Annotated in this window: 19 protein-coding genes; 9 read left to right on the top strand and 10 right to left on the bottom strand. The window is 73.1% G+C overall.

The annotated features are described in order from the left end of the window. Positions 1–51 precede the first annotated feature (51 nt). On the top strand, positions 52–3669 hold the full coding sequence (gene uca / locus ACFZB9_RS18405; RefSeq protein WP_391448314.1) for an urea carboxylase: 3618 nt from the start codon (positions 52–54) through the stop codon (positions 3667–3669). After that, positions 3666–5381, top strand: a complete 1716-nt coding sequence (gene atzF, locus ACFZB9_RS18400; protein ID WP_391448313.1) for an allophanate hydrolase — start codon at positions 3666–3668, stop codon at positions 5379–5381. Before uca ends, atzF begins: the two co-directional genes overlap by 4 nt. A gap of 192 nt (positions 5382–5573) precedes the next feature. Here the strand turns inward: atzF and ACFZB9_RS18395 are convergent, their stop codons facing one another. The 4 genes from ACFZB9_RS18395 to ACFZB9_RS18380 form a co-directional block, all read right to left on the bottom strand. Further along, positions 5574–7637, bottom strand: coding sequence for a phosphocholine-specific phospholipase C (locus tag ACFZB9_RS18395; protein ID WP_391448311.1), 2064 nt, complete (start codon positions 7635–7637; stop codon positions 5574–5576). A gap of 132 nt (positions 7638–7769) precedes the next feature. Then, a complete protein-coding gene (locus ACFZB9_RS18390; protein WP_391448309.1) occupies positions 7770–8801 on the bottom strand; it encodes an acetamidase/formamidase family protein in 1032 nt (343 codons plus the stop codon). 210 nt (positions 8802–9011) lie between these two features. Continuing rightward, a complete protein-coding gene (locus ACFZB9_RS18385; RefSeq protein WP_391448307.1) occupies positions 9012–9164 on the bottom strand; it encodes a hypothetical protein in 153 nt (50 codons plus the stop codon). 140 nt (positions 9165–9304) lie between these two features. Then, complete coding sequence (locus ACFZB9_RS18380; RefSeq protein WP_391448305.1) at positions 9305–10201, bottom strand: LysR family transcriptional regulator; 897 nt, start codon at positions 10199–10201, stop codon at positions 9305–9307. A 121-nt stretch (positions 10202–10322) separates the two neighbouring features. On the opposite strand from ACFZB9_RS18380, the gene ACFZB9_RS18375 reads away from it, so the two are divergent. Together ACFZB9_RS18375 and ACFZB9_RS18370 are read left to right on the top strand one after the other, a co-directional pair. Then, positions 10323–11504: a CaiB/BaiF CoA transferase family protein gene (locus tag ACFZB9_RS18375; RefSeq protein WP_391448303.1), complete on the top strand. Its 1182-nt coding sequence runs from the start codon at positions 10323–10325 to the stop codon at positions 11502–11504. Positions 11505–11658: 154 nt separating this feature from the next. Next, positions 11659–11988 carry an enoyl-CoA hydratase/isomerase family protein gene (locus ACFZB9_RS18370; RefSeq protein ID WP_391448301.1) on the top strand — a complete coding sequence of 110 codons (330 nt, stop codon included), beginning with the start codon at positions 11659–11661 and terminating at the stop codon, positions 11986–11988. Between the two features lie 35 nt (positions 11989–12023). Here ACFZB9_RS18370 and ACFZB9_RS18365 read toward each other — a convergent pair whose 3' ends face one another. Continuing rightward, on the bottom strand, positions 12024–12644 hold the full coding sequence (locus ACFZB9_RS18365) for a response regulator (RefSeq protein WP_391448300.1): 621 nt from the start codon (positions 12642–12644) through the stop codon (positions 12024–12026). Beyond that, positions 12641–13825: a sensor histidine kinase gene (locus tag ACFZB9_RS18360; RefSeq protein WP_391448299.1), complete on the bottom strand. Its 1185-nt coding sequence runs from the start codon at positions 13823–13825 to the stop codon at positions 12641–12643. The genes ACFZB9_RS18365 and ACFZB9_RS18360 overlap by 4 nt, the downstream gene beginning before the upstream one ends. 221 nt (positions 13826–14046) lie before the next feature. On the opposite strand from ACFZB9_RS18360, the gene ACFZB9_RS18355 reads away from it, so the two are divergent. Beyond that, positions 14047–14637, top strand: a complete 591-nt coding sequence (locus ACFZB9_RS18355; protein ID WP_391448585.1) for a heme-binding protein — start codon at positions 14047–14049, stop codon at positions 14635–14637. Positions 14638–14779: 142 nt separating this feature from the next. Here ACFZB9_RS18355 and ACFZB9_RS18350 read toward each other — a convergent pair whose 3' ends face one another. Beyond that, entirely contained in the window at positions 14780–15646 is an 867-nt protein-coding gene (locus tag ACFZB9_RS18350) for a universal stress protein (RefSeq protein ID WP_391448297.1), read from the bottom strand. Between the two features lie 262 nt (positions 15647–15908). Here ACFZB9_RS18350 and ACFZB9_RS18345 point away from each other — a divergent pair, with 262 nt between their 5' ends. The 3 genes from ACFZB9_RS18345 to ACFZB9_RS18335 all read left to right on the top strand — a co-directional run bounded on the left by ACFZB9_RS18345 (position 15909) and on the right by ACFZB9_RS18335 (position 18182). Next, positions 15909–16202, top strand: a complete 294-nt coding sequence (locus ACFZB9_RS18345) for a hypothetical protein (RefSeq protein WP_391448295.1) — start codon at positions 15909–15911, stop codon at positions 16200–16202. A 469-nt stretch (positions 16203–16671) separates the two neighbouring features. After that, positions 16672–17844, top strand: a complete 1173-nt coding sequence (locus ACFZB9_RS18340) for a mechanosensitive ion channel family protein (RefSeq protein WP_391448293.1) — start codon at positions 16672–16674, stop codon at positions 17842–17844. Between the two features lie 101 nt (positions 17845–17945). After that, positions 17946–18182, top strand: coding sequence for a DUF6296 family protein (locus ACFZB9_RS18335; protein WP_391448292.1), 237 nt, complete (start codon positions 17946–17948; stop codon positions 18180–18182). 107 nt (positions 18183–18289) lie between these two features. Here ACFZB9_RS18335 and ACFZB9_RS18330 read toward each other — a convergent pair whose 3' ends face one another. The 3 genes from ACFZB9_RS18330 to ACFZB9_RS18320 all read right to left on the bottom strand — a co-directional run bounded on the left by ACFZB9_RS18330 (position 18290) and on the right by ACFZB9_RS18320 (position 21021). Continuing rightward, positions 18290–19444, bottom strand: a complete 1155-nt coding sequence (locus ACFZB9_RS18330; RefSeq protein WP_391448290.1) for a glutamate--cysteine ligase — start codon at positions 19442–19444, stop codon at positions 18290–18292. Positions 19445–19572: 128 nt separating this feature from the next. Then, on the bottom strand, positions 19573–19884 hold the full coding sequence (locus ACFZB9_RS18325; RefSeq protein WP_391448288.1) for a WhiB family transcriptional regulator: 312 nt from the start codon (positions 19882–19884) through the stop codon (positions 19573–19575). A 357-nt stretch (positions 19885–20241) separates the two neighbouring features. Continuing rightward, positions 20242–21021, bottom strand: coding sequence for an NAD(P)H-dependent oxidoreductase (locus ACFZB9_RS18320; RefSeq protein WP_391448286.1), 780 nt, complete (start codon positions 21019–21021; stop codon positions 20242–20244). Between the two features lie 138 nt (positions 21022–21159). Here ACFZB9_RS18320 and ACFZB9_RS18315 point away from each other — a divergent pair, with 138 nt between their 5' ends. Then, positions 21160–22008: a helix-turn-helix transcriptional regulator gene (locus ACFZB9_RS18315; RefSeq protein ID WP_391448284.1), complete on the top strand. Its 849-nt coding sequence runs from the start codon at positions 21160–21162 to the stop codon at positions 22006–22008. Positions 22009–22162 lie beyond the last annotated feature (154 nt).

The following is a 22162-nucleotide window of genomic DNA, read 5'->3' as shown; positions in this document are numbered from 1 at the left end:
CGGCGGCGCGTCAACCGCCGTCCGCTCGCCCCCTGCGGAGGAGCCGCCATCGTGTTCGACACCTTGCTCGTAGCCAACCGCGGTGAGATCGCCTGCCGCATCCTGCGCAGCGCACACGCCCTGGGGTTGCGCACGGTGGCGGTGTACTCCGACGCTGACCGCACCGCCCCGCACGTCCGGATGGCCGATGAGGCCGTACGACTCGGCCCGGCACCCGCCGCCGACAGCTACCTGCGCGCCGACCTGGTCCTGGAAGCGGCCCTGGCCACCGGCGCGGGAGCGATCCACCCCGGCTACGGCTTCCTCTCCGAGAACCCCGCCTTCGCCGCCGCGGTGGAGGCAGCCGGTCTGGTCTTCGTCGGCCCCGCCCCGGCCCAGCTGGAGGTCTTCGGCGCCAAACACAGCGCCCGGGCCGCCGCGCTCGCGGCTGGAGTTCCCCTGCTGCCCGGCAGCGGCCTGCTCGCCGACGAGGCGCAGGCACTGAGGACGGCGGAGGCGATCGGCTACCCGGTCATGCTCAAGGCCACCGGCGGCGGAGGCGGCATCGGCATGCGGGCCTGCGCCGGACCGCAGCAGCTGCGGGAGGCGTTCACCCAGGTCACCCGCCTGGCCCAGGGCAGCTTCGGTGACGGCGGGGTCTTTCTGGAGCGGTACGTCGACGGCGCCCGCCATGTCGAGGTGCAGGTCTTCGGCGACGGCACCGGCGGGATCGCTGTGCTCGGCGACCGCGACTGCTCCCTGCAGCGCCGCCACCAGAAGGTCCTGGAGGAAGCCCCGGCGCCGGACCTCCCCTCCCAGGTCAGAGCCCAACTCCACACGGCGGCACGGCAGCTGTGCGCCTCGGTCGACTACCGCTCCGCCGGAACCGTCGAATTCGTCTACGACCCCGCGCGCCGGCAGGCGTACTTCCTTGAGGTCAACACCCGCCTCCAGGTCGAACACCCGGTGACCGAGGAGATCCACGGCGTCGACCTCGTCGCCTGGATGCTGCGCCTGGCCCGCGGCGAGACCGGCTTCCTCCACGAACCGGTCCCGCGCGGCCACGCGATCGAGGCCCGGATCTACGCCGAGGACCCCGCCCTCGACCACCGGCCCAGCTCCGGCCTGCTGACCCGGGTCCGCTTCCCCGACGGCGTCCGCGTCGACGGCTGGGCCGAGACCGGGCAGCTGATCTCCACGGCGTACGACCCCATGATCGCCAAGATCATCGCGACCGGCGGCACCCGCGCCGAGGCCCTCGACCGCCTCGCGCAGGCCCTGGCCGACACCAGGATCGACGGCGTGGAGACCAACCTCGGCCTGCTCCGCGCGGCCTGCCGCGCGCCCGAGGTGCGGGCCGCCCGGCACACCACCGCCACGCTCGCGGGCATCACCGATCCGCGTCCGCGCATCGACGTCGTGCGCGGCGGCGCGCAGACCACCGTGCAGGACTGGCCCGGGCGCACCGGCTACTGGGAGGTCGGCATCCCGCCCGGCGGTCCGATGGACGACCTCTCCTTCCGCCTCGGGAACACCGCTGTCGGCAACCTGGAGGGTGCGCCGGGCCTGGAGTGCACGCTGGAAGGAGCGGCCCTGCGCTTCTCCCACCCGGCGGTGGTCTGCGTGACCGGCGCACGGGCCGAGGTCCGGGTCGAGGGCCGGCCCGTCGAGCAGTGGCAGCCGCTCGAACTGACGGCCGGTCAGGTACTGGACGTGGGCACCGCGAAGGGCCCCGGCATGCGGACCTACGTCCTCGTCCGCGGCGGCCTCGACACACCCGACTACCTCGGCAGCGCCGCCACCTTCACCCTCGGTGCCTTCGGCGGGCACGCCGGACGGGCGCTGCGCACCGGTGACGTCCTGCGCCCGGCGGCACCCGCCTGCGACGCCCCAGCCCCGTCAGGGGTGCCGGCGGCGCACCGCCCGCGCCTCACCACCCACTGGCGGATCGCGGTCAGCGAAGGCCCGCACCCCGCACCGGACTTCCTCACCCGCGACGGCCTGCGCACCGTCTACGAGGCGGACTGGAAGGTCTCCGCCCAGTCCGCCCGCACCGGCGTACGGCTCATCGGTCCGCGGCCCCAATGGGCCCGGCCGGACGGCGGCGAGGCCGGCCTGCACCCCTCCAACGTCCACGACACCGCGTACTCCGTCGGCGCGGTCAACTTCACCGGAGACACGCCCGCCATCCTCGGCCCCGACGGCCCCAGCCTCGGCGGCTTCGCCTGCCCCGTCACCATCGTCCGCGCCGAGCGCTGGAAGACCGGACAGTTGCGTCCCGGCGACACCGTGCGCTTCGTTCCCGTCAGCGAGACGACCGCCGACGCGCTGCGCCGCGCCCCCGCCCTGCTCACCCTCCCGACGAACGCCGGCCCGGACGGCGACGACGGCGTCATCGCCCGCCGCCCGGCCACCGACACCACCCCTGAGGTGACGTACCGGCGCGGTGCCGAGGACAACATCCTGGTCGAGTACGGTCCGATGACGCTCGACCTGGCGCTGCGCATGCGCGTCCACGCCCTCGCCCAGCACCTGCACGCACTGCGCCCGTCGGGGCTCATCGACATCACCCCGGGCGTGCGCTCCCTGCACCTGCACACCGACCCCGACGCGCTGCCCCTGCGCACCCTGCTCGGTCTGCTCCAGGAGGCGGAGGACCGACTCCCCGCGACCGCCGAGCTGACCGTGGCCAGCAGGGAAGTCCACCTCCCGCTCTCCTGGGACGATCCCACCGTCCAGGAGGCCATCGCCCGCTACACGGCCTCGGTCCGCGACGGCGCGCCCTGGAACCCGTCCAACCTCGAGTTCATCCGCCGCATCAACGGCCTGGACAGCGTGGACGACGTGCGGCAGGCCGTCTTCGCCGCTCAGTACCTCGTGCTCGGCCTGGGCGACGTCTACCTCGGCGCCCCCGCCGCCACGCCGCTCGACCCGCGCCACCGCCTGGTCACCACCAAGTACAACCCGGCCCGCACCTGGACCGCCGAGGGCGGGGTCGGCATCGGCGGCGCCTACCTGTGCGTCTACGGCATGGAGAGCCCCGGCGGCTACCAGCTCATCGGCCGCACCGTCCCGGTCTGGGGCGGCCTGCGCCCACCCCGCTCCTTCGCGGACGGCGAGCCCTGGCTGCTGCGCTTCTTCGACCGCATCGTCTGGCACCCGGTGAGCCCGCAGGAACTCCTCGACATCCGCGCCGACCTGACCGCCGGACGCACCGCCCTGGACATCCGTCCCGGCACCTTCTCGCTCAGCGAGCACGAGAGGTTCCTGCGCGAGAACGCCGACAGCATCGCGGCCTTCCGCACCCGCCAGGCAGCTGCCTTCGAGGCGGAACGCCAGGCGTGGGAGAAGGCGGGGGAGTTCGCGCCCCGTGAAGCGCCCGAAGCCGTCGCCCAGGACGCCGCTTCCCTGACCCTCGATCCGGGCAGCATCCTGGTCGAGGCACCGCTCAGTTCGACCGTGTGGAAGATCGAGGCCCAGCCGGGAGCGCGTGTCGTACCCGGCCAGCCGCTCCTCGTGCTGGAAGCCATGAAGATGGAGGTCGTGGTCCGGGCCCCCGCCCACGGCGTCATCGCCGACGTACTCGTCACCACCGGACAGCAGATCGACGCCGGCATCCCGCTGGCCGTCGTCGTGGAAACCGTCGTGGAAACCGTCGTGGAAACCGTCGTAGAAGAGGAAACCGCATGACCCAGGCCCCGACCGTCAGCTGCGCCGAGCGCGTCATCGACGCCTACCGGCGCATCGCCGAAGCCGACCGGCCCGAGATCTGGATCACCCTGCGCCCCGAGACCGACGTACTGACGCAGGCCCGCGAGCTGGACCGGCGGATCGCCGCAGGGGCCGAACTGCCGTTGGCCGGCACACTGGTGGCCATCAAGGACAACATCGACGTGGCCGGCCTGCCCACCACCGCAGCCTGCCCCGGCTACGCCTACACGCCGGGCAGCTCGGCGCCCGCCGTGCAGCGGCTGCTGGACGCGGGCGTGCTCGTCCTCGGCAAGACGAACCTGGACCAGTTCGCCACCGGTCTGGTCGGCACCCGCAGCCCCTACGGCCCCGTCCGCAACGCACTGCGCCCCGAGAAGATCTCCGGCGGCTCCAGCTCCGGATCGGCGGTCGCCGTCGCACTGGGCATCGCCGACATCGCCCTCGGCACCGACACGGCCGGCTCCGGCCGCGTCCCCGCCGCCCTCAACGGCATCGTCGGCATCAAGCCCACGCTCGGATTGGTCCCCACCACCGGAGTCATCCCCGCCGCCCGCTCCTACGACGCCGTCACCGTCTTCGCCCGCACCCTCACCGATGCCCAGCGGGCCCTGGCCGTCATGATCGGCCCCGACGAGAGCGACCCGCTGAGCCGCAGCTGGCCGGACGACGTACGCCTGTCGGCCCCGGATCACCCACGCGTCGCGATCCCCAGGGACGAGGACCTCACACCGCTCACGTCGCAGGCACGGGCCGCGTTCGGTACGGCCGTCAAGCGATTGGAGGCCGCCGGCGCCGAGGCCACCGTCATCGACGTCTCACCCCTGCTGCAGGCGGCACGACTCCTCTACGACGGCGCACTCGTCGCCGAACGCTACGCCGGGGTGGGCGAGTTCATCGCCCGTGACCCGTCGGCCGCCGACCCCACGGTGGCCGCGATCATCCTCGCCGCCGCCGAACTGCCCGCCCACGCCCTGGCCGCCGACCAGGAACGCCTCGACGTGTACAAGGCGCTCGCCCACCGACTCCTGTCCGGCTACGACGCGCTACTCCTGCCGACCACCACCGAGCATCCCGACATCGCCGCCGTCCGGGCCGACCCCGTCACCATCAACTCCCGCCTGGGCACCTACACCAACTTCGTCAACCTCCTCGACCTCGCCGCCGTCGCCGTCCCGGCCGGCGGGGCCGACGGCAGCCCCTTCGGCGTCAGCGTCATCACCCGCGCCTTCGAGGACCAGCCCGCCCTCGACATCGCCGCCCGCCTCACCGGCGAGCAGGACCCGACCCCCCTGCCCGACACCGGAGTCGACCTCGCCGTTTTCGGCGCCCACCTGCGCGGCCAGCCCCTCAGCCACCAGCTCACCGACACCGGCGCACGCTACGCGGGCGAGGTCACCACGACCGCTGCCTACCGCCTCACCGCGCTGGCCACCGACCCGGCGAAGCCCGGCCTCGTGCGGGTCGGTCCGGGCACCGGAGGCCCGATCACCGGAGAACGCTGGACCCTCTCACCCGCCGCCCTCGGCCGCTTCCTGGCCGCCCTGCCCGCTCCCATGTCCCTGGGGCGGATCGAACTCGCCGAGGGCACCTGGGTGCTGGGCTTCCAATGCGACCCGTACACGGCGTCCACGGGAACGGATATCACCCACCACGGCGACTGGCGCGCGTACCTCGCGACCAGCGGATCCTGATCATCCGTGCGGCATGGTCCGCCGTGCTCGAGTCGAATCCCGGCGCCCCGGCGCCGCCTCCCGCGCGCGCCGACGCCGACGAGATAACGCGCTTCTCCTCGAAGGGCTCGCCGCCCAGCAGGAGGAGCGAGCCGTCGGCGACTGCGCGCGGAGGTCCTTCGGCGGGGCGTGCGAGGTGTGCGCGGCCGGTCGTCAGCCGCTGATGCTCACCGCGCCGGTCTCCAGGTGGCCGACGGCCCGGCGCGACCAGCTGCTGTCGCTGCTGACGGTGACCGTGAAGTCGTACCAGCCCTGCGCGACGGTCACCGCGTTGAAGAAGTCCGTGACGGTGGCGCCGGCGGCGACCTGGTACGTCCACACTCCGCCGCGGTAGTTGTTCGAGGTGATGGTGAACGTGGCACTGCTGGAACCGGAGTTGGTCATCGTGAACCAGACCGCCGGCTGCCCGGTGTCCGGCGCCGGCGCGTAGGAGGTCGTGGCCTCGGCGCTCTTACCCGCGGTGGTCGCGTTGCCGGTGAAACGGCGCAGGAAGCGGTTGGGGCCCACGACCGTCAGGTCGTACTGCCCGTTGCCGTAGTTCGCGCCGATGTTGAAGGAGTCGCTCGCGCTGCCGTCGGTGCGGGTGGCGGCGTTGTAGGGCGCGAGCGTGTACTGCCAGGGGCCGTCGGTGCGGTAGGCGTTGGCGTAGATCGAGTAGTGCGCGTAGGCGGTGGCCTGCGGGCCTTGGTTGGCCATGTCGATCCAGAGCAGGATCTGGTTGTTGGCGTCGTACTCGATCCGGTTGACCCAGGCGTTGGGCTGGTAGGGGAGCGCGCGGGCGGGCTTGGTGCCGCTCTCCTGGCCGGGCATGGCGTTGTTGCTCGGGCCCGGGTTGATCTGGGTGTTCGCCGTGGCCTGGCTGATCGTGGCGCTGGTGTCCGGCAGTGCGGGAACCCCGTAGACCGGGTTGGCGAAGTCGAAGGCGCCGGTGAGGTCGCCGCAGACCTGGCGGCGCCAGCTGCTGATGTTCGGGCAGGTGGCCGGGGTGCCCAGGGCGGCGGTCCAGGTCTCCAGGAAGCGGATGACGCTGGTGTGGTCGTAGACCTGGGAGTCCACGTAGCCGCCGCGGGTCCACGGCGAGGCGATGATCATGGGCACCCGGAAGCCGAGGCCGATGTTGGTGCCGGAGTAGAACTCGCCCGCGGTCCCGGCGGGCGCGGCCGGCGGCGGCACGTGGTCGAAGAAGCCGTCGTTCTCGTCGTAGTTGAGGAACAGCACCGTGGAGTTGAAGGTGGTGCTGTCCGCCGCCAGGGCCTGCAGTACGAGGTTGACGAAGTGCGCGCCGTTCTCCGGCGGGCCGTCCGGGTGCTCGGAGAAGAGCTGGTTGGCCACCACCCAGGAGACCTGGGGCAGCGTGCCGGCGAGTGCGTCGGCCTTGATCGCGGCCGCGATGTCGTCCGGCGTCGAGCCGGTGCTGGGCACCGAGCCCATGCCGCGCTGGCTCAGCGGGCTCGAACTGGCCGCACCGGTGAACTGGTTGAAGTAGGCCAAGGCGTTGTCGCCGAAGTTGTCACTGGCGTTCTGGTAGACCTTCCAGCTCACCCCGGCGTTCTGCAGCGCCTCGGCGTAGGTCTGCCAGTGCAGGCCGCTCTCGCTGCCGCCGTCGTAGGCCGCGCCGCCCGCGGTGCCGTTCGGGTCGATCATGCCGGACCACAGGTAGGTGCGGTTGGGGCCGGTGGCCGACAGGATCGAGCAGTGGTACGCGTCGCAGATGGTGTACGCGTCGGCCAGCGCGTAGTGGTACGGGATGTCCGACCGGGTCATGTACCCCATGGTTCTGTTGGAACCCTTGGCGGCGATCCAGGAGTCCATCTTCCCGTTGTTCCACGCCTGGTGCTGGGTGGACCAGGCGTGGTCGAGCGAGCCGTCGCACTGCGCCAGCAGCTCGCCGCTGCTGCCCCACCACCAGGTGTTGGTGGCGCTCAGCTGCCACGGGTACTGCCGGCCGCTGCCGTTGGGCTGGTCGAAGACGCTGTTGCCGCCCGCGAGCTGGATCGTCGAGCGGTCGCCGAAGCCGCGCACGCCCTTCATCGAGCCGAAGTAGTGGTCGAAGCTGCGGTTCTCCTGCATCAGCACGACGACGTGCTTGACGTCGCTGATCGTCCCCGTGGTCGCGGCGGCCGCGCGAGGTGCGACGCCGGGCAGGGAGTCCAGCCCCACGGCCGCGCCGAGCGCGGCGGCGGAGCCGAGGAAGGTACGACGGGTCACGGGCGACACGGAGAGCCTCCGAAAGTAATCTGTACAACTCAGGCGTGGAGACTCTGAGACAGTAAGGTTTCGGCCAGCCGGTGACAATGCGTCGGCGAGATGAAGTGCGGCGGACCATTGGACAGGTTCGCCGGCGATGCGTCAGCCGAGCGGGCCGAGTGGGCCGTGCGGCGCGGTGCTGCGCAGGTGTTCGTGCAGGCCGCGGTGGGCCGGGGCGGTCGGCGCCGGGAGCCAGTCCTTGCGGACCTTGGCGACGGCGGTGTAGTTGGTGTCGCAGACGTTGGCCAGGGGTGACTCCACGGCCTGGGAGAGGAACTGGTAGGCGTCCATGGTCGCGAACCCGTAGTCCCGTACCAGCCACTGCACCAGGTCGAGCTGGGCGATCCGGAAGGCGTCCTCCAGCGGGCGGGCGGAGCCGGTGGAGATCAGGTGGGTGTCCGATTCCAGCCGCGGCCAGGGCGTGGCCACGCCCTTGAGCAGCTCCACCACGAGCACCGTGTGCATCGCGCACTCCACCGCCACCCCGCAGGTCTCGCCCTCGCCCTGGCGGGCGTGGCCGTCGCCGAGGCTGAAGAGCGCGCCGGGCACGTTGACGCCGAGGTAGCAGGTGACGCCGGCGCGCATCTCCGGGGTGTCCAGGTTGCCGCCGTGCGCATCGGGGACCAGTGCGGAGCGCACCTCCAGGTTGGCCGGGGCGACCCCGACCGTGCCGTGCATCGGGTCCATCGGCAGCTTCAGCCGCAGGTCGCCCTGCCGGGCGGTGAACTGGCAGCTGCGGTCGGCGCGGTCGAGCTGCCAGATCCACACCGTCTCGGGCAGCGGCTGCTGCAGGGTGGCGGTGGTGTGGGTCGAGGTGAGTGCGCCGAACAGCGGCACGGTGGTGGAGGCGGCCCAGTCGCGGGCCGGCTCGATCGACACGAAGTGCAGCGCCAGGGTGTCGCCGGGCTCGGCGCCCTCGACCTGGAACGGGCCGGTCTGCGGGTTCAGGAACGGGAATTGACAGACCTCGGAGACCAGGGTCTTCTCCGAGGTGACCCGGCCGGCGAAGCAGTCCTCGGTGAACAGGTCCAGCACGGTGCCGGGCGCGACGGTGGCGAGCGGCCGGGCGCCGCCGAAGGTCCAGGCGTACTGCTCGGGGGAGGGGCGCACGGTCAGGACGCGGGGATCGGTCACAGCGGCTCCTACGCGGTCGGCGCGGACGGGGGCCGGGACGAACTGCCCACCGGCAGCAGGGTAGTCCCCGCTGCCGCCCGTGCCACCGGCTGCGCGGTCAGCACCGTCGCTACACAGTCGTCGCCGTCGGCGCGGGCGCGCGGCGGGGACGCGCGAAACGGGACGGGCCGTCACCAGTGTGTCGGTGACGGCCCGTTGGGGGTGGGGTGCTCATGCGGTCAGGTTGATCAGGGCCCGGCGGGCGCGCTGTCCGGTGCGCTCGGCGCGGTTCTTGAGCTGGGCCGCCCGCGCCAGGCGCAGCGTCTGGGCCTCGCGCAGGCGCTCGTCGATGGTGGCCCGCGCGGCGTCGATGTGGTTGGTCATGGTGTTCTCCCCCTGGTGTTGGGCGGTCCGTCGGCATCACCGCGATGCCGGAGCCCGGAGGCCGCCCGCCTTCAGTGCTTCAGATTCTACACCCAAACCTGCCTAGCGCCTTTTATTTTGTCTTCTGTTCAGAAACTGGCCTACTGATCGAAGGCTGCGAGCAGTCTCAGGACCTGCTCCACGGCGGCGTCCGGGCCGTCGGGGCGGTGCACGGCCGCGATCGCGGTCTCCAGGTAGGGGGAGTCGCCGCGCAGCGGGCGGCAGGTCACGCCGGGAAGCCCCAGGGAGCGCACCTGCGCGGGGGCGAGCGCCAGGCAGAGGCCGGCGGCGACATAGCCGAGCAGGCCCGGCAGGTCGTCCGCCCGACCCAGGGCTCGGGGGGTGAAGCCGGCCTGGGCGCAGGCGAGCGCGACCTGCTGGGCGAGCCCGGGCAGGGCGTCGGGCTTGGGGAGCGCGAACTCCTGCCCGGCGAGCTCGCACAGGTCCAGGGCGGGCCCGGCGGCGAGTGCGTGGCCTTCGGGGAGGGCCACGACCAGCCGTTCCGTGCCGATCTGCTGGACGGTCAGCAGATCGGTGCCGGTGACCGGAAGGCGGACCAGGGCGAGGTCGAGCGTCCCGGCCTGGACCATGTCGAGCAGCTCCACCGAGGAGTGCTGGCTCAGCTGCAGCCTCAGGCCCGGCAGTTCGGCGTGGCTGCGGCGCAGCAGACGCGGCAGGAGGTCGTAGCCGAGGCTGCTGATGAACCCGAGCCGCAGTTCGCCCTCGTGGCCGCTCGCGATCCGCCGGGCCCGGTCGACGGCCGCGGCCTGTGCTTCGAGCAGCCGCCGGGCGTCCTCGGCGAACGCGCGCCCGGCGGGGGTGAGTCGTGCGCCCCGCGGGTTCCGCTCGAACAGCGTGACCTGGAGTCCGCGTTCCAGTCGCTGGATCGCCTGGCTGAGCGGCGGCTGGCTCATGGTGAGCCGCTCGGCGGCGCGGCCGAAGTGCTGTTCCTCGGCCAGGACGACGAACTGCTGGAGGATGCGCTGCGTCAGTTCCATATGATCAAGCATATGAGATGAGGCAATGAGAAGTATTGGACGGTATGGCACGGCGAGGACTTGACTGTTTGTCAACGGACCGGCGTACGAAGCCGGTCCTGATGGCGAACGGAGACGTGCGATGTCGACAGGACGGCAAGAGACCAGTGGCGTGGGGCCGCTGAACGGCGTGCGGGTGGTCGAACTGGCCAGCGTGATCATGGCGCCCTACGCGGCGCAGCAGCTCGGGGACCTCGGCGCCGACGTGATCAAGGTCGAGCCGCCGGCCGGTGACATGACCCGCCACTACCCGCCGACCCGCAACCCCGGCATGGGTGTGGCGGCGCTCAACCTCAACCGCAACAAGCGGAGCGTGGCGATCGACCTCAAGGCACCGGGCGGCCGTGAGGCGCTGCTCGCCCTGATCGCGACCGCGGACGTGTTCATCACCAACGTCCGCCCGCCGGCCCTGCGGCGGCTGGGACTGGGCTATCAGGAGGTGGCGGCCGTCAACTCCGGCCTGGTCTACCTGAACGCCCAGGGCTACCGCAGCGACTCCGAGCTCGGCGGGCGCGCGGCCTACGACGACATCGTGCAGGCGGCCTCCGGTCTGGTGTGGCTGAACGAACAGGTCAGCGGTGTCCCGTACTTCGTCCCCACGGTGCTCGCCGACAAGATCTGCGGCCTGGTGATCGTCCAGTCGGTGCTCGCCGCGCTCCACCACCGCGACCGCACCGGGCAGGGGCAGCACGTCGAGGTGCCGATGGCCGACACCATGCTCGCCTTCAATCTGGTCGAGCACCTGGCGGCGGCGACCCTCGACCCGCCCGAGGGCCCGATGGGCTACCCGCGGGCGCTCAGTGCGAAGCGCAGGGCCGCCCGCACGGCGGACGGCTGGATGTGCATCCTGCCCCACAGCGACCACAACTGGCGTGACTTCTTCGGCTTCGTCGGCCGTCCGGAACTGGCCGACGACCCGCGCTTTCGCTCGCTCTCCGACCGGGACCACAACGCCGACGAGCTCTACACGCTGCTCGGTGAGTTCACCCCCCGGCGGACCAGCGCCGCATGGCAGGAGTTCTGTGACTCGGCCAGCATCCCCGCAGGCCCGGTGCTGAGCCTGGAGGAGGCCGCCGCCACCGACTACGCCGTCGAGGGCGGCCTGGTGCAGGCGGTCGAGCACCCCACCGAGGGCGGCTACCGCCTCATCGGCCAGCCCGTGCGCTTCCTCGCCACCCCGGCCGGCCTGCACCGGCACTGCCCGCAGATCGGCGAGCACACCGAAGAGGTCTTCGCCGAGATCGGCCACCGCCCCTGCGCCTGAGCGCGTGAGTCCGCGCCCCCGACACCACCCGAATCGAGGACCTCACGAGCGAGCAGGACCCCCTGCGCGTCGAACACCGGCCGAACGGTGTCACCGTGCTCACCTTCGACAACCCCGACCGACGCAATCCGATGACCAGGCGGCTGACCGACCAGTGGCAGCAGACCATGCTCTCCCTGCGCGAGGCCCCGACCTGCGCGCCGTCGTGGTCACCGGCACCGGACCGGCGTTCTGCTCGGGGGCCGACCTGGCGGACCTCGCCGACGGGCACGGGTTGAGCCTGAGCGGAGCCCGAGCCCAGCTGGCGGCCTTCTACCGGACCTGGCTGACCATCCGCGATCTGGCCGTCCCCACCGTGGCGGCCGTCAGCGGCCACGCGGTGGGCGCGGGCCTGGCCCTGGCCCTGGCCTGCGACCTGCGCTACGCCGCCGAGGTGGTGGAAGGCGACTGCGACCGGCTCTGGCCACAGGCCACCGGCAACTGACCCGCCGCCCAGGAGCTGTCCGGACAGCTCCTGGGTCAGCGCAGCAGGCGCTCCTCCTTCGCGATGGCGACGGCGGCGGCGCGGGTGTCGACGCCGAGTTTGGCGTAGACACGACCGAGGTGGGTCTTGACGGTCGCCTGGCTGATGAAGAGCTGCTGCGCGATCTCACGGTTGCCCAGGCCCTGGGCGAGCCGGCCCAGGATGTCCAGCTCCCGGGGAGTGAGGGTGGGCGGCGGGGTGCGGATGCGGGCCATCACGCGGCTGGCGATCGGCGGGGACATGGTGGAACGCCCCTGGGCCGCCGCGGTGATGGCGGTGAAGAGCTCCTCGGGCCGTTCGGCCTTCAGCAGGTAGCCGGTGGCGCCGGCGTCGATGGCCCGGCTGATGTCGGCGTCGGTGTCGTAGGTGGTGAGCACCAGCACGCGTGGCGCGCCCGGCGCGGCGGTCAGCCGGCGGGTGGTCTCCACTCCGTCGATACCGGGGCCGAGTTGGAGGTCCATCAGGACCACGTCGGGGTGATGGTGTGCGGCGGCGGCGAGCGCCTCCTCGCCGGTGGCGGCCTCGGCGACGATCTCGATCTCCGGGGCGCTGCCGAGCAGGGCGGTCAGACCGGCGCGGACCACCGCGTGGTCGTCGCAGAGCAGGACCCGGATCACGCGGCCACCTCCCCGGGCCGGGCCATGCCGGGATCCAGCGGGACCATCGCGGTGACGGTGGTGCCCGCGCCCGGTGCGGACTCGACGCTGAGCAGGCCGCCGAGCTGGCCGAGTCGGGCGCGCATGGCCGGCAGGCCGTGGCCGCCGTGCGCGCCGGGAGCGGGGAGCTCGCTGGGGTCGAAGCCGTGGCCGTCGTCCCAGGCGTCGAGGATGACCTGGTCGTCCAGGTAGGTCAGGGTGAGGGTGGCCGTGCGCGCGTGTGCGTGGCGCCGGGTGTTGGCCAGGGCGCCCTGGGCGACCCGCAGCAGTGCGCCCTGGGTGCGCTGCGGGAGGTCGACGGGCGTCCCGTCGATGTGGAGGCGGGCGCTCTCGCGGGCGGCGACGGCCTGCAGCGCGCCTTCGAGGCCACCGGTCTCGGCGAGGTCGGCGGGAGCGAGGTCGTGGACGAAGCGGCGGGCTTCCGCGAGGGAGCGGGCGGTGGACTCGGAGGCGGCTGCCAGGTGGGCGCGGGCGGCGGCCGGATCCTGCGCCCAGCTGCGGTCGGCGGCCTGGAGGAGGAGCTGCTGGCTGGTCAGGCCCTGGGCCAGGGTGTCATGGATCTCGGCGGCCAGCCGCTGGCGTTCGGCCAGGACCCCGGCGCGGCGCTCGGTGGCCGCCAGCTCGCCCCGGGCCTGGACCAGCTCGGCCATGCTGGCACGCAGCCGCTGGGTCTGCCGCATCGAGTGGAGCAGGACCGTGACGGCGAGTGCGGCGATCGCGGGCGGGGCCAGCAGGATGTTGGGGTCCCAGCCCGACAGCCGCACCTCGGAGCCGACGATGCAGCCGGTGAGCAGCCCGATCAGCACGATCGCGGGACGCGTCGGCAGGATCCGCAGCGCGGAGTACAGCAGCGGCACCGCACACCACGAGCAGCTCGGCGCGAGCAGCACCAGCGCCAGCCAGGCCACGACCACGCCCGCGAGCCACAGCCGGGGCCGCTCGCGCAGCGCCCCGCTCAGCAGATAGCCGATGGCGAGCAGGGCGCCGGCGGTCAGCACCCACGGAGTGCGGGGATCGCCGGGGTGGCGCTGCAGGAACCGCGCCAGCGAGGCCAGCAGCAGGACGAAGAACGCGGTGTGCATCACCAGAGCGAGCCGCCGGTCGTCCACTCCGGGCGCGGCTGCCGTCCCCACTGCGGTCATCTCGGCCTCCCTCGCCGCGCGTCGGTTGCGTTCTCCACTCATGATCCCACGGTGTGCGAACCACACATCAGCCGATTGGTTGACCCTGGCGTCGTCCGAAGGGCGGCGCAGGGCGAGCCCCACGGTGGACCGGGCGGGCGGCCCACGGCTTCCACGATGAATGCACCGGCCCGAACCGCGGGCCCCACCCGACCAGGAGCGATCCCACCGTGAAGCTCACCGTGAAGCCCACCCTGCGCCGCAGCCGTGCCACCGTCCTGACCGGCGCCGCCACCCTGGCCGCGCTGACCGCCGGCGTCGTGGGCGCGGTCACCGCCACCGCCGACGCCCCGGCGAACGCCCCCGTGGCGGCTGCCGCGCCCGCCCCGGCTGCTGCCCCGGCGCCGGTCTCCGCGCCCGCCACCGACACCCAGCAGACCACCCACCTGAGCCAGGCCGCCGCCCTCAAGGCCGCCCAGGCCGCGCTCGACGCCGCCACCAAGGCGGGCCAGCACGTCTCGGTCGCCGTCGTCGACCGCGACGGCAACACCCTGGTCACCCTGCGCGGCGACGGCGCCGGTCCGCAGTCCTACAGCTCGGCCCAGGAGAAGGCCTACACCGCCGTCTCCTGGAACGCCGCCACCTCCGTCCTGTCCGGCCGCCTCGCGCAGACGCCGAACCTGAAGGACATCCCGGGCACCCTCTTCCTGGCCGGCGGCGTGCCGGTCGACGCCAAGAACGCCCCCATCGCCGGTATAGGCGTCGCCGGCGCACCCAGCGGCGACCTCGACGAGTCCTTCGCCGCGGCCGGTGCCGCCGTCCTCACGCACTGACGCGGCCGCCGGGCCGGGCGCGCGCGAACCCCGGCCGGAGGCGCCGCCGGGCGGGACGGCGGGGGACGCCGTGGGACGTCATGGGGCGGCGCGCGATCTCGTGGCGCAGGTGGACGGTCGACGGTGGCCGGACGGGTGACGGTCAGTCGTGCGGGATGACGGCCACCGGGCAGGCCGCGTGGTGGATGGCGGCATGGGCCACGGGGCCGATCCGGGGCGCCAGGCCGGTGCGGTTCCCGCCGCGTCCCACGACGAGCAGACCCGCCCCGGGCGCGATGTCCACGACGGCCCGGGGCGGGCTCTCATGGCTGATGTGCTCCACCACGTGCACAGCGGGGAACTTCTCGCGCCACGGGAGCAGGGCGTCGTGCAACTCCCGCTGCTCCGCCTGTTCGGGGGACTCGTCGGGCGCCCGCTCCCGGCCGTCGGCCGCCCGTCGACGCGTGGCGGCGTGGACGATGAGCAGGGGCACACCGCGTCTGGCGGCGGCGCCGAAGGCGAACGCCAGGACGCCGTCGTACCCGGCGCGCAGGCTCACGCCGACGGCCACCGCACCGGACCGAGCGGCGGGTGCACCGGAGCCCTCCGGCTCCTCGGGGGCGCGCACCAGCACCACCGGAACCGCGGACTGGGCGACGGTGTGCAGGGCGAGCGAGCCGAGCACGTAGCCCTGCACACCGCCCAGCCCCTCGGAACCGAGCACCACCATCTCCGCGTTGGGTGCGCCCGGCAGCAGCGCCGCGGGGGAGTCGGCCGACAGGAGTTCGGTGATCACGGGCACGTGGGGGTAGCGCCTGAGCAGGTCGCTCTCCGCGTCCTGGAGCATGCGCTCCGCGGCGAGGGCCTGGGGATACTCGCCGGGGACGTTCTGTGCCGTCAGGGAGCGCAGGATCCACAGGTGCAGCAGGCGCACCGGCAGTCCCCGCAGCTCGGCCTCGTGGGCTGCCCAGCGTGCGGCGGACCGGCTCTCGGCGGAGCCGTCGAGGCCGACGGTGATCTCTGGTCGCATGGCGTTCGCCTCCGTGTCCGGTCTGTCCCAGTCTGCCGGACCGCGACCGCCGCAGCTTCCCGACCGGACAGACCCCGGGAGGCCGGACCGCGGCCGGACAGGGGCCGAGCTGGGGCCGAAGCAGGGCCGAAGCAGGGCCGGAGCGCGGCCGGACCGGGGCCGGAGCGCGGCCGTCAGCCGGGCCGCCGACGGTCGCACGGTTCGCGGCGCGACACTGTGGGAGGCTTGGTCCGGGGGAGTTCCCGCCCGGGAGGTGGCGGTCATGATCATTGTTCTGGCCGGCTGGCTGGGCCGGCTGGTGACGGGCACCACACGGCTCGCCGCCCGCTGGTTCGGGCTGGGGCGGTCGCCCGACGGCGGGCAGCGGACGGACGACCGTGAACGGCCGGCCGACCACCCGACCAAGGTCACCTGGGACGAGGCCGAGCGGCTGCTCGCCGCGGGCCTGCTCGCGGGTCTGATCGAACAGGCCGAGTACCAGGAGTGCCTGGAACTGCTGGCCCGCGCCGAGGACAGGCGCAGCCCGCTCCAGGTGCCCTCGCTGCGCGGCAGGTGAGCCAGGGCCTGTCCGGCCGAGGGCAGGCTGCGGTCGCGCAGGACACGCCGGCAGCTACCGGTGGCCGTGCTGTCGCGCCCGGGCCTCGCGGGTCATCGCGTACTCCACATCGCCGTGCTCGGCACCCTCGATGGGCTCGGGCCACTCCTCTCATGAATTTCCGCGCCGGCCGATGTGGCACTCCCGCCGGCTCCTTCGACTTGGCCCCCGCGCAGTACCCGGCCCTGCTGCGCACCCCGCCCGGACCCCCGCCCGCCCCTCCGGCTGAGCCCGCCCAGGGCGGCTGCCGCTGCATGCATGCTCCCCGGCCGGCCGGGCAGACGAGCCCCCGATCGGGCGACGGCGCACCGACGGCGGCCAGGGCCGGTCCGGCCGATCTTGCCGCGCGCGGGATGAGTGCGGGCGACAGGATCCCGGTCGCGGTCGGTGGCCGCCGTGCCAACGTGCCCAGGGGTGAGGAGAGTTCGGCGTGACTGTGTGGAGCCTGTTGCGAACGGCCGCGGTGGCGGCCTGCGCGATGCTGGTGGCGTTCGTGATCAACCAGGCCGCGGTGACGGTCGCCCGTCGCCTGGCCTCACAACGCCCCGACAGCGCGCCGCTGTCGCTGCTGCGCCGATGCCGCAGGCCGTTCATGGTCACCCTCGCCTCCAGCCTCATGCTCGCCGGCGCGGGCTGGGCGGGTCTTGCCCCGGCACCGCAGGACGCCACCCGCCACGCGCTCGTCCTGCTCTGCCTCGCGTCGTGCGCCTGGCTGGCGGCCCGGCTGGTCGCGTTGCTGATCGACACGAGCGTGCGGTTCTCGGTGCGCCGTCAGAACGCGAGCCAGGTGCGGCGGGCACGCACCCAGGCGAGCATGCTGCGCCGGGTCAGCCAGGCGGCCATTGCCGTGATCGCGCTGGGCGCCATGCTGATGACCTTTCCCGCCGTACGAACCCTGGGCACCAGTCTGCTGGCGTCGGCCGGTCTGATCGGTGTGATCGCGGGCGTGGCCGCGCAGAGCACACTCGGCAACGTCTTCGCCGGCATCCAGATGGCCTTCGGCGACATGGTGCGCATCGGCGACACGGTCGTCGTCGCCGGCGAATGGGGCACCGTCGAGGAACTCACCCTCACCTACGTCGTGGTGGCGACCTGGGACCAGCGGCGGATCGTCATGCCGGCCTCGTACTTCGCGGGCCGGCCGTTCGAGAACTGGACCCGCGGCGACAGCCGGATCACCGGCACGGCCCTGCTGCACCTCGACCACAGCACACCGGTGGACGCCCTGCGCGCCGAGTTCGAGGCACTGCTGGCCAGGACCGAGCTCTGGGACGGCGAGGGCAGCGCGCTGCAGGTCGTGGACACCACGCCGTCCACGATCGTGGTCCGGGCGCTGATGACCGCCCGCGATGCCGGCGACGCCTTCGAACTGCGTTGCCTGGTCAGGGAGAAGCTGATCGCCTATCTGCGCCGGGAGCACCCCCGTGCACTGCCCCGCCTCGCCCTCTCGCACGCCGATCACGCGGACGCCGCAGGCACCGACGAGCGACGAGCGGGCGGGCGACCAGCCGACGAGCCGACGGGTGGGCGGACGAGCGGGCGAGCGGTTAGGGACGTGTCAGGATACGAACGGGGCAGGAATGGAGCCGGGAAAGGCGGGTAGACGTCACTGGTCGCTCCGCCCGCCGGATTCGCGCGTGTGGGGCGGCGTCATGTCGCGACCAGGTGCCCCCGCAGGGCCGGTTCCACGAGTGAAGGATTTCCATGCCCCACGAGCGTTACGAGCTGACCTTCCGTCACACCCCCGCTGTCGGTCACCCGGACACCCCCGACGTGGTCGTGGTGCAGCGCCAGGACGCCACCGGCCCGGGAGGCCACCCGCTCTACCGTGACCACAGCGGCATAGTCTGCGTGGAGATCAGCGATCGGGGCGAGGCCCGGATGTTCAGCACCGGCGTGCACCAGCTGCCGCTGCGCCCCACCTCGGTCCGCCGCTCGTAGCCGCGCGGCCGCGTCGCGTCGTGGCCTCGTGGCGTCTGCAGCCTCGTCGCGTGGTGGCCCCGTAGCGTCTCGGACGGCGTCGTTGCCCCGTAGCGTCTCGGACGGGATCAGGAGGCCGAGGTCTCGGCGGCGATCATCGTGATCAGTCCCTGGCGCCCGGTCTCCGCCAGGCTGCGGCGCTGGCGTTCGGCCCCGTTGCCCTCGCGCATGAGACGGTCCAGCAGCGGAACGACCTCGCGGGTGTCACCGGCCTCGGCGAGCGCGGGTGTGAGGTAGTCGATCATGTCCTCGACGATCGCTCCGGCCGGGCGGGCCAGCCCGGTTCGCGGGTCGTGCAGCATGGCGCCCATGCCGTGCCGGGCGGCGTGCCAGCCCGCGCCCGCCAGGCCCTCGGGCGGCCATGCGGGCGGCGCGGGGGCGGGGGACCGTTCGCGCGACAGCGTGACGGCCAGCGCCCGGACCAGTCCGGCCAGCATCACCGCCTCGTCGGCGCGCAGCTGCACGTCCATCGCGCGCAGCTCGATGGTGGGAAAGCGTGCCGAGAGCCGGGCCTGCCAGTACAACTGGCCCCGGTCCCGTATCAGTTGGGCGTCCAGCAGGTGCTGGATGCGCTCCTCGTAGTCCTGGGCCCCGGCGAACAGCGGGGGAATGCCGCTGATCGGCCAGCGGCCGAACACCACCGTGCGCCAGCTGGCGAAGCCGGTGTCGCTGCCGTGCCAGACCGGCGAGTTGGCGGCCAGCGCGGTGAGGATCGGCAGCCACGGCCGCAGCCGGTTGAGCAGCGCGACGCCGTACTCCTGGTCGGGGATCCCCACATGCATATGCATGCCGTTGATCAGCGCCTCGTCGGCCAGCCGCGTGACCTGGCGGCTGATCGAGTGGTAGCGCGGCGCATCGGTGATCGCCGGGGGAGCGGCGGGGGCGTACGGACCGGTGGCGCAGGCCGCCAGCCGGCAGCCCGAGTCCTCGGCGGCGGCCGCCAGCGCGTGCCGCAGGCGCAGCAGATGACCGCCGACCTCGGCGAGCGCGCTGCAGACCGGGGTGGCCACTTCGATCTGGGCCTGGAGCAACTCGTGCTGCAGCTCGGCGTGGTCCACGGCGGGGTGCAGGCCCGCCGCCTCGCGCACGGCCTCCACCTTCGGCATCGGCAGCCCGCTGGTCGGGTCCAGGAGCAGGTACTCCTCCTCCACTCCCATCGTCGGCGGGCCGGCCGGCACGGTGGTCCTGCGACTACCACCCGTTAGCTCATCACGGACAGCCATACCTCAGGGTTACCCGCACCCCGGTCGACCACACGCAGGGCCGCTCCTCGACACGGCCGGCCCCGCTGACCGGCCCTGCTGACCGGCCCCGGCGACCAGTTCCGGCTCCGGCCCGGGCCCGGGCGGGCTCAGGCCGCGACACGGCGGCGGACCGGCGCGCCGCGTCGGCGTGCCCGCAGTGCGGCGGCTCGCTCCTCCGCGCTCAGGCCGCCCCAGACGCCGTAGGGCTCCCGGGTGCGCAGCGCGTGCTCCAGGCAGGCCTCGCGGACGGGGCAGCGCGCACAGACCTCCTTGGCGGCCGCGTCGCGGTCGTCGTGGGCGGGGTTGCGCTCGCCGGGCGGGTGGAAGAACAGGCCGCTGTCCGCCGTACGGCAGGAAGCGTGGATCTGCCACTGCCAGCAGTGCTCGAAGGCACCGGGTAGCCGGGACACGTCGGTCATGGGCTTGCTCCTTCGGCTGGCGCCGCCTGCCTGCCCGCCCGGCATGTCGCGGGCCGGGGCGGGCTGGGCGGGGCGGCTGAGCGGGTGTTCGGAGAGTCGACGTCGGGTGGGCGGCGCCAGGTCGTAGGGGCGCCGCCCAAGGTCCGGAGGGGCGGACTCGCCCCGGGGCCGGATGCTGTCCCCGGGCCCCGGGACGGCCGTCCGAGGCCGTATCCGGGTAGCTGCCGCCGGGCGCGGGGGGAACGCGCGCGGCGGGCTGTCGGCCTCGGTTGTCGTCTCACCGCGAACCGGCGACTCAAACGGGGGATTCCCGGTGGGTCTGCCGTCGGCATGGATGCCGGTACCCGCCGTCGGGGGTCAGCCGCCCACGTGCAGCCCGAAACCCGTGCGGCCCGCGGGTTCCAGCCCCTCCTTCAGCTGCAGTGAGGGGATCTCGTAGTCACCGAAGTTCTGCCGCCGGAACGCGATCGGCTCGGTGGACTCCAGGGTGAGCAGGCGCTGTTCCCAGGCCTTGGCGACGTCCGCGTAGTCCTCGTCGGTCATCCGGTCGGTGCCGTACAGCACGAACGGCGGCAGCACCTCGATGCCCGGGTAGTAGAGGATGCCGTGGTGGATCGGGAACAGCAGGTCGTCGATGGGGCCGTTGATCCCGCGGGCGGCGTAGTGCGACTCCGGGCCGCCGGCGGTCACCGACAGCAGAGCCCTCCTGCCCGCGAGGGTGCCTTCGCCGAAGCGCTCGCCGTACTTGGTGTCGCTGTGCTCGCCGACGCCGTACGCGAAGTGGTAGGTGAACACCCGGTCCACCCAGCCCTTGAGGATCGCGGGCATCGTGTACCACCACAGCGGGAACTGGAAGATGACCGTGTCGGCCCACCGCAGCTTCTCCTGCTCGGCGAGGACGTCCGGGGTGAGCGTCCCGGCGTCGAAGGCCCGGCCCGAGTCCAGGGCGACCTTCAACGGACTCGAGGCGTCGGGGCCGTAGTCCGCGGCGTCCACGACCGCCTTCCAGTTCATCGCGTACAGATCGCTCACCCGTACCTCGTGCCCGGCGGCCCCCAAGGTGGACACCGCGAGGTCCTTCAGTGAGCTGTTGAGCGACTTCGGCTCCGGGTGGGCGTGGACGATCAGCGTCCTCATGGGAACTCCTTCGGATCAGGTGCCTTCGATTCTGGGCAGCGCGGCGCCCGGCGTTCAGGGGCGCCGCTTCCGTCGGACTGGACTTCCTGGTATCGGCAGGGCCACCTTCACGGGCGCCGCCGCGGCCATACTGAGGGCATGGACGATCTTGCGGGCTTCCTGCGGACCCGGCGTTCCCGGGTCGACCCGGCGACCGTCGGCATCCCCACCGACAGCCGCCGCCGGGTCGAAGGGCTGCGCCGCGAAGAGGTCGCGCACCTGTCCGGAGTCAGCGTCGACTACTACGTACGGCTGGAGCAGGGCCGCGCGACCCAGCCTTCCGAGCAGGTCCTCGACGCGCTCGCCCGCGTCCTCGGCCTCGACGAGACCGAGCGCGGGCACCTCTGCCGGCTTGCCCGGCAGCGCCGCCGCCGCGCGAAGGCGCCGGGTGGGCGGGTCCGGCCGGAGCTGATGCGCGTCCTCGAACTGGTCGCCGACGCACCCGCGCTGATCATGGACCACCGCCTGGACGTGCTCGCCGGGAACCGCCTCGCCGGGCTGCTCTACGGCCGGCCGATGCCGGGCCTGAACACCGCCCGGCACCTCTTCCTGGAGGAGGCCGAGCGGGGCCTCTACGCGGACTGGGAGAACTGCACCCTCGACGTGGTCGGGCACCTGCGGCTGGCCGCCGGCAAACACCCCGAGGACCCCCGCCTGGCCTCGCTCATCGGCGAACTGGCGATGGGCAGCGAGCGCTTCCGCCGCCTCTGGGCCCGCGCGGACGTGCGCGCCCGCACACATGGCCGCAAGGCGTACCGGCACCCGCTGGTCGGACTGCTGGAACTGCACCAGGAGAACTTCACGCTGTCGGACGAGTCGGACATGGAGCTGCTGGTGCTGTCCGCGGCCCCCGGCAGTCCCGCCGAGGACGGACTACGCCTGCTCGCGGCCCTGGGCGCGGACAGCGGCGACGCGGATCCCGCAGTGCCCGCCCGGGTCCGCGAGTAACGCGAGCAGCGCAGTGGCCATCGGCGGGTCAGACGGAAGAAGGCCACGATCCACGGTAGGGGCAACGGGTCGGGGGTGTGTGCGCGGTTTGTGGGGTGGGGGGGTCAGGACGCGCCAGGGGGAGCACGAGTAGTGCCCCGGACCGGGGGCGGCC

The organism is Kitasatospora sp. NPDC008050, assembly GCF_042957465.1.
In the GTDB taxonomy this organism is placed as follows: domain Bacteria; phylum Actinomycetota; class Actinomycetes; order Streptomycetales; family Streptomycetaceae; genus Kitasatospora.
Note: the sequence above shows the minus strand (reverse complement) of the source record. Positions and strands in the feature narration are given on the sequence as shown.

Coding starts and splice junctions, on each gene's coding strand:
- atzF (WP_391448313.1), top strand. CDS start 3,666: ATGACCCAGGCCCCGACCGTCAGCTGCGCCGAGCGCGTCATCGACGCC.
- ACFZB9_RS18360 (WP_391448299.1), bottom strand. CDS start 13,825: ATGACCGCAGTGGGGACGGCAGCCGCGCCCGGAGTGGACGACCGGCGG.
- ACFZB9_RS18375 (WP_391448303.1), top strand. CDS start 10,323: ATGTCGACAGGACGGCAAGAGACCAGTGGCGTGGGGCCGCTGAACGGC.
- ACFZB9_RS18320 (WP_391448286.1), bottom strand. CDS start 21,021: ATGAGGACGCTGATCGTCCACGCCCACCCGGAGCCGAAGTCGCTCAAC.
- ACFZB9_RS18380 (WP_391448305.1), bottom strand. CDS start 10,201: ATGGAACTGACGCAGCGCATCCTCCAGCAGTTCGTCGTCCTGGCCGAG.
- ACFZB9_RS18385 (WP_391448307.1), bottom strand. CDS start 9,164: ATGACCAACCACATCGACGCCGCGCGGGCCACCATCGACGAGCGCCTG.
- ACFZB9_RS18335 (WP_391448292.1), top strand. CDS start 17,946: ATGCCCCACGAGCGTTACGAGCTGACCTTCCGTCACACCCCCGCTGTC.
- ACFZB9_RS18325 (WP_391448288.1), bottom strand. CDS start 19,884: ATGACCGACGTGTCCCGGCTACCCGGTGCCTTCGAGCACTGCTGGCAG.
- ACFZB9_RS18315 (WP_391448284.1), top strand. CDS start 21,160: ATGGACGATCTTGCGGGCTTCCTGCGGACCCGGCGTTCCCGGGTCGAC.
- ACFZB9_RS18345 (WP_391448295.1), top strand. CDS start 15,909: ATGATCATTGTTCTGGCCGGCTGGCTGGGCCGGCTGGTGACGGGCACC.
- ACFZB9_RS18350 (WP_391448297.1), bottom strand. CDS start 15,646: ATGCGACCAGAGATCACCGTCGGCCTCGACGGCTCCGCCGAGAGCCGG.
- ACFZB9_RS18330 (WP_391448290.1), bottom strand. CDS start 19,444: ATGGCTGTCCGTGATGAGCTAACGGGTGGTAGTCGCAGGACCACCGTG.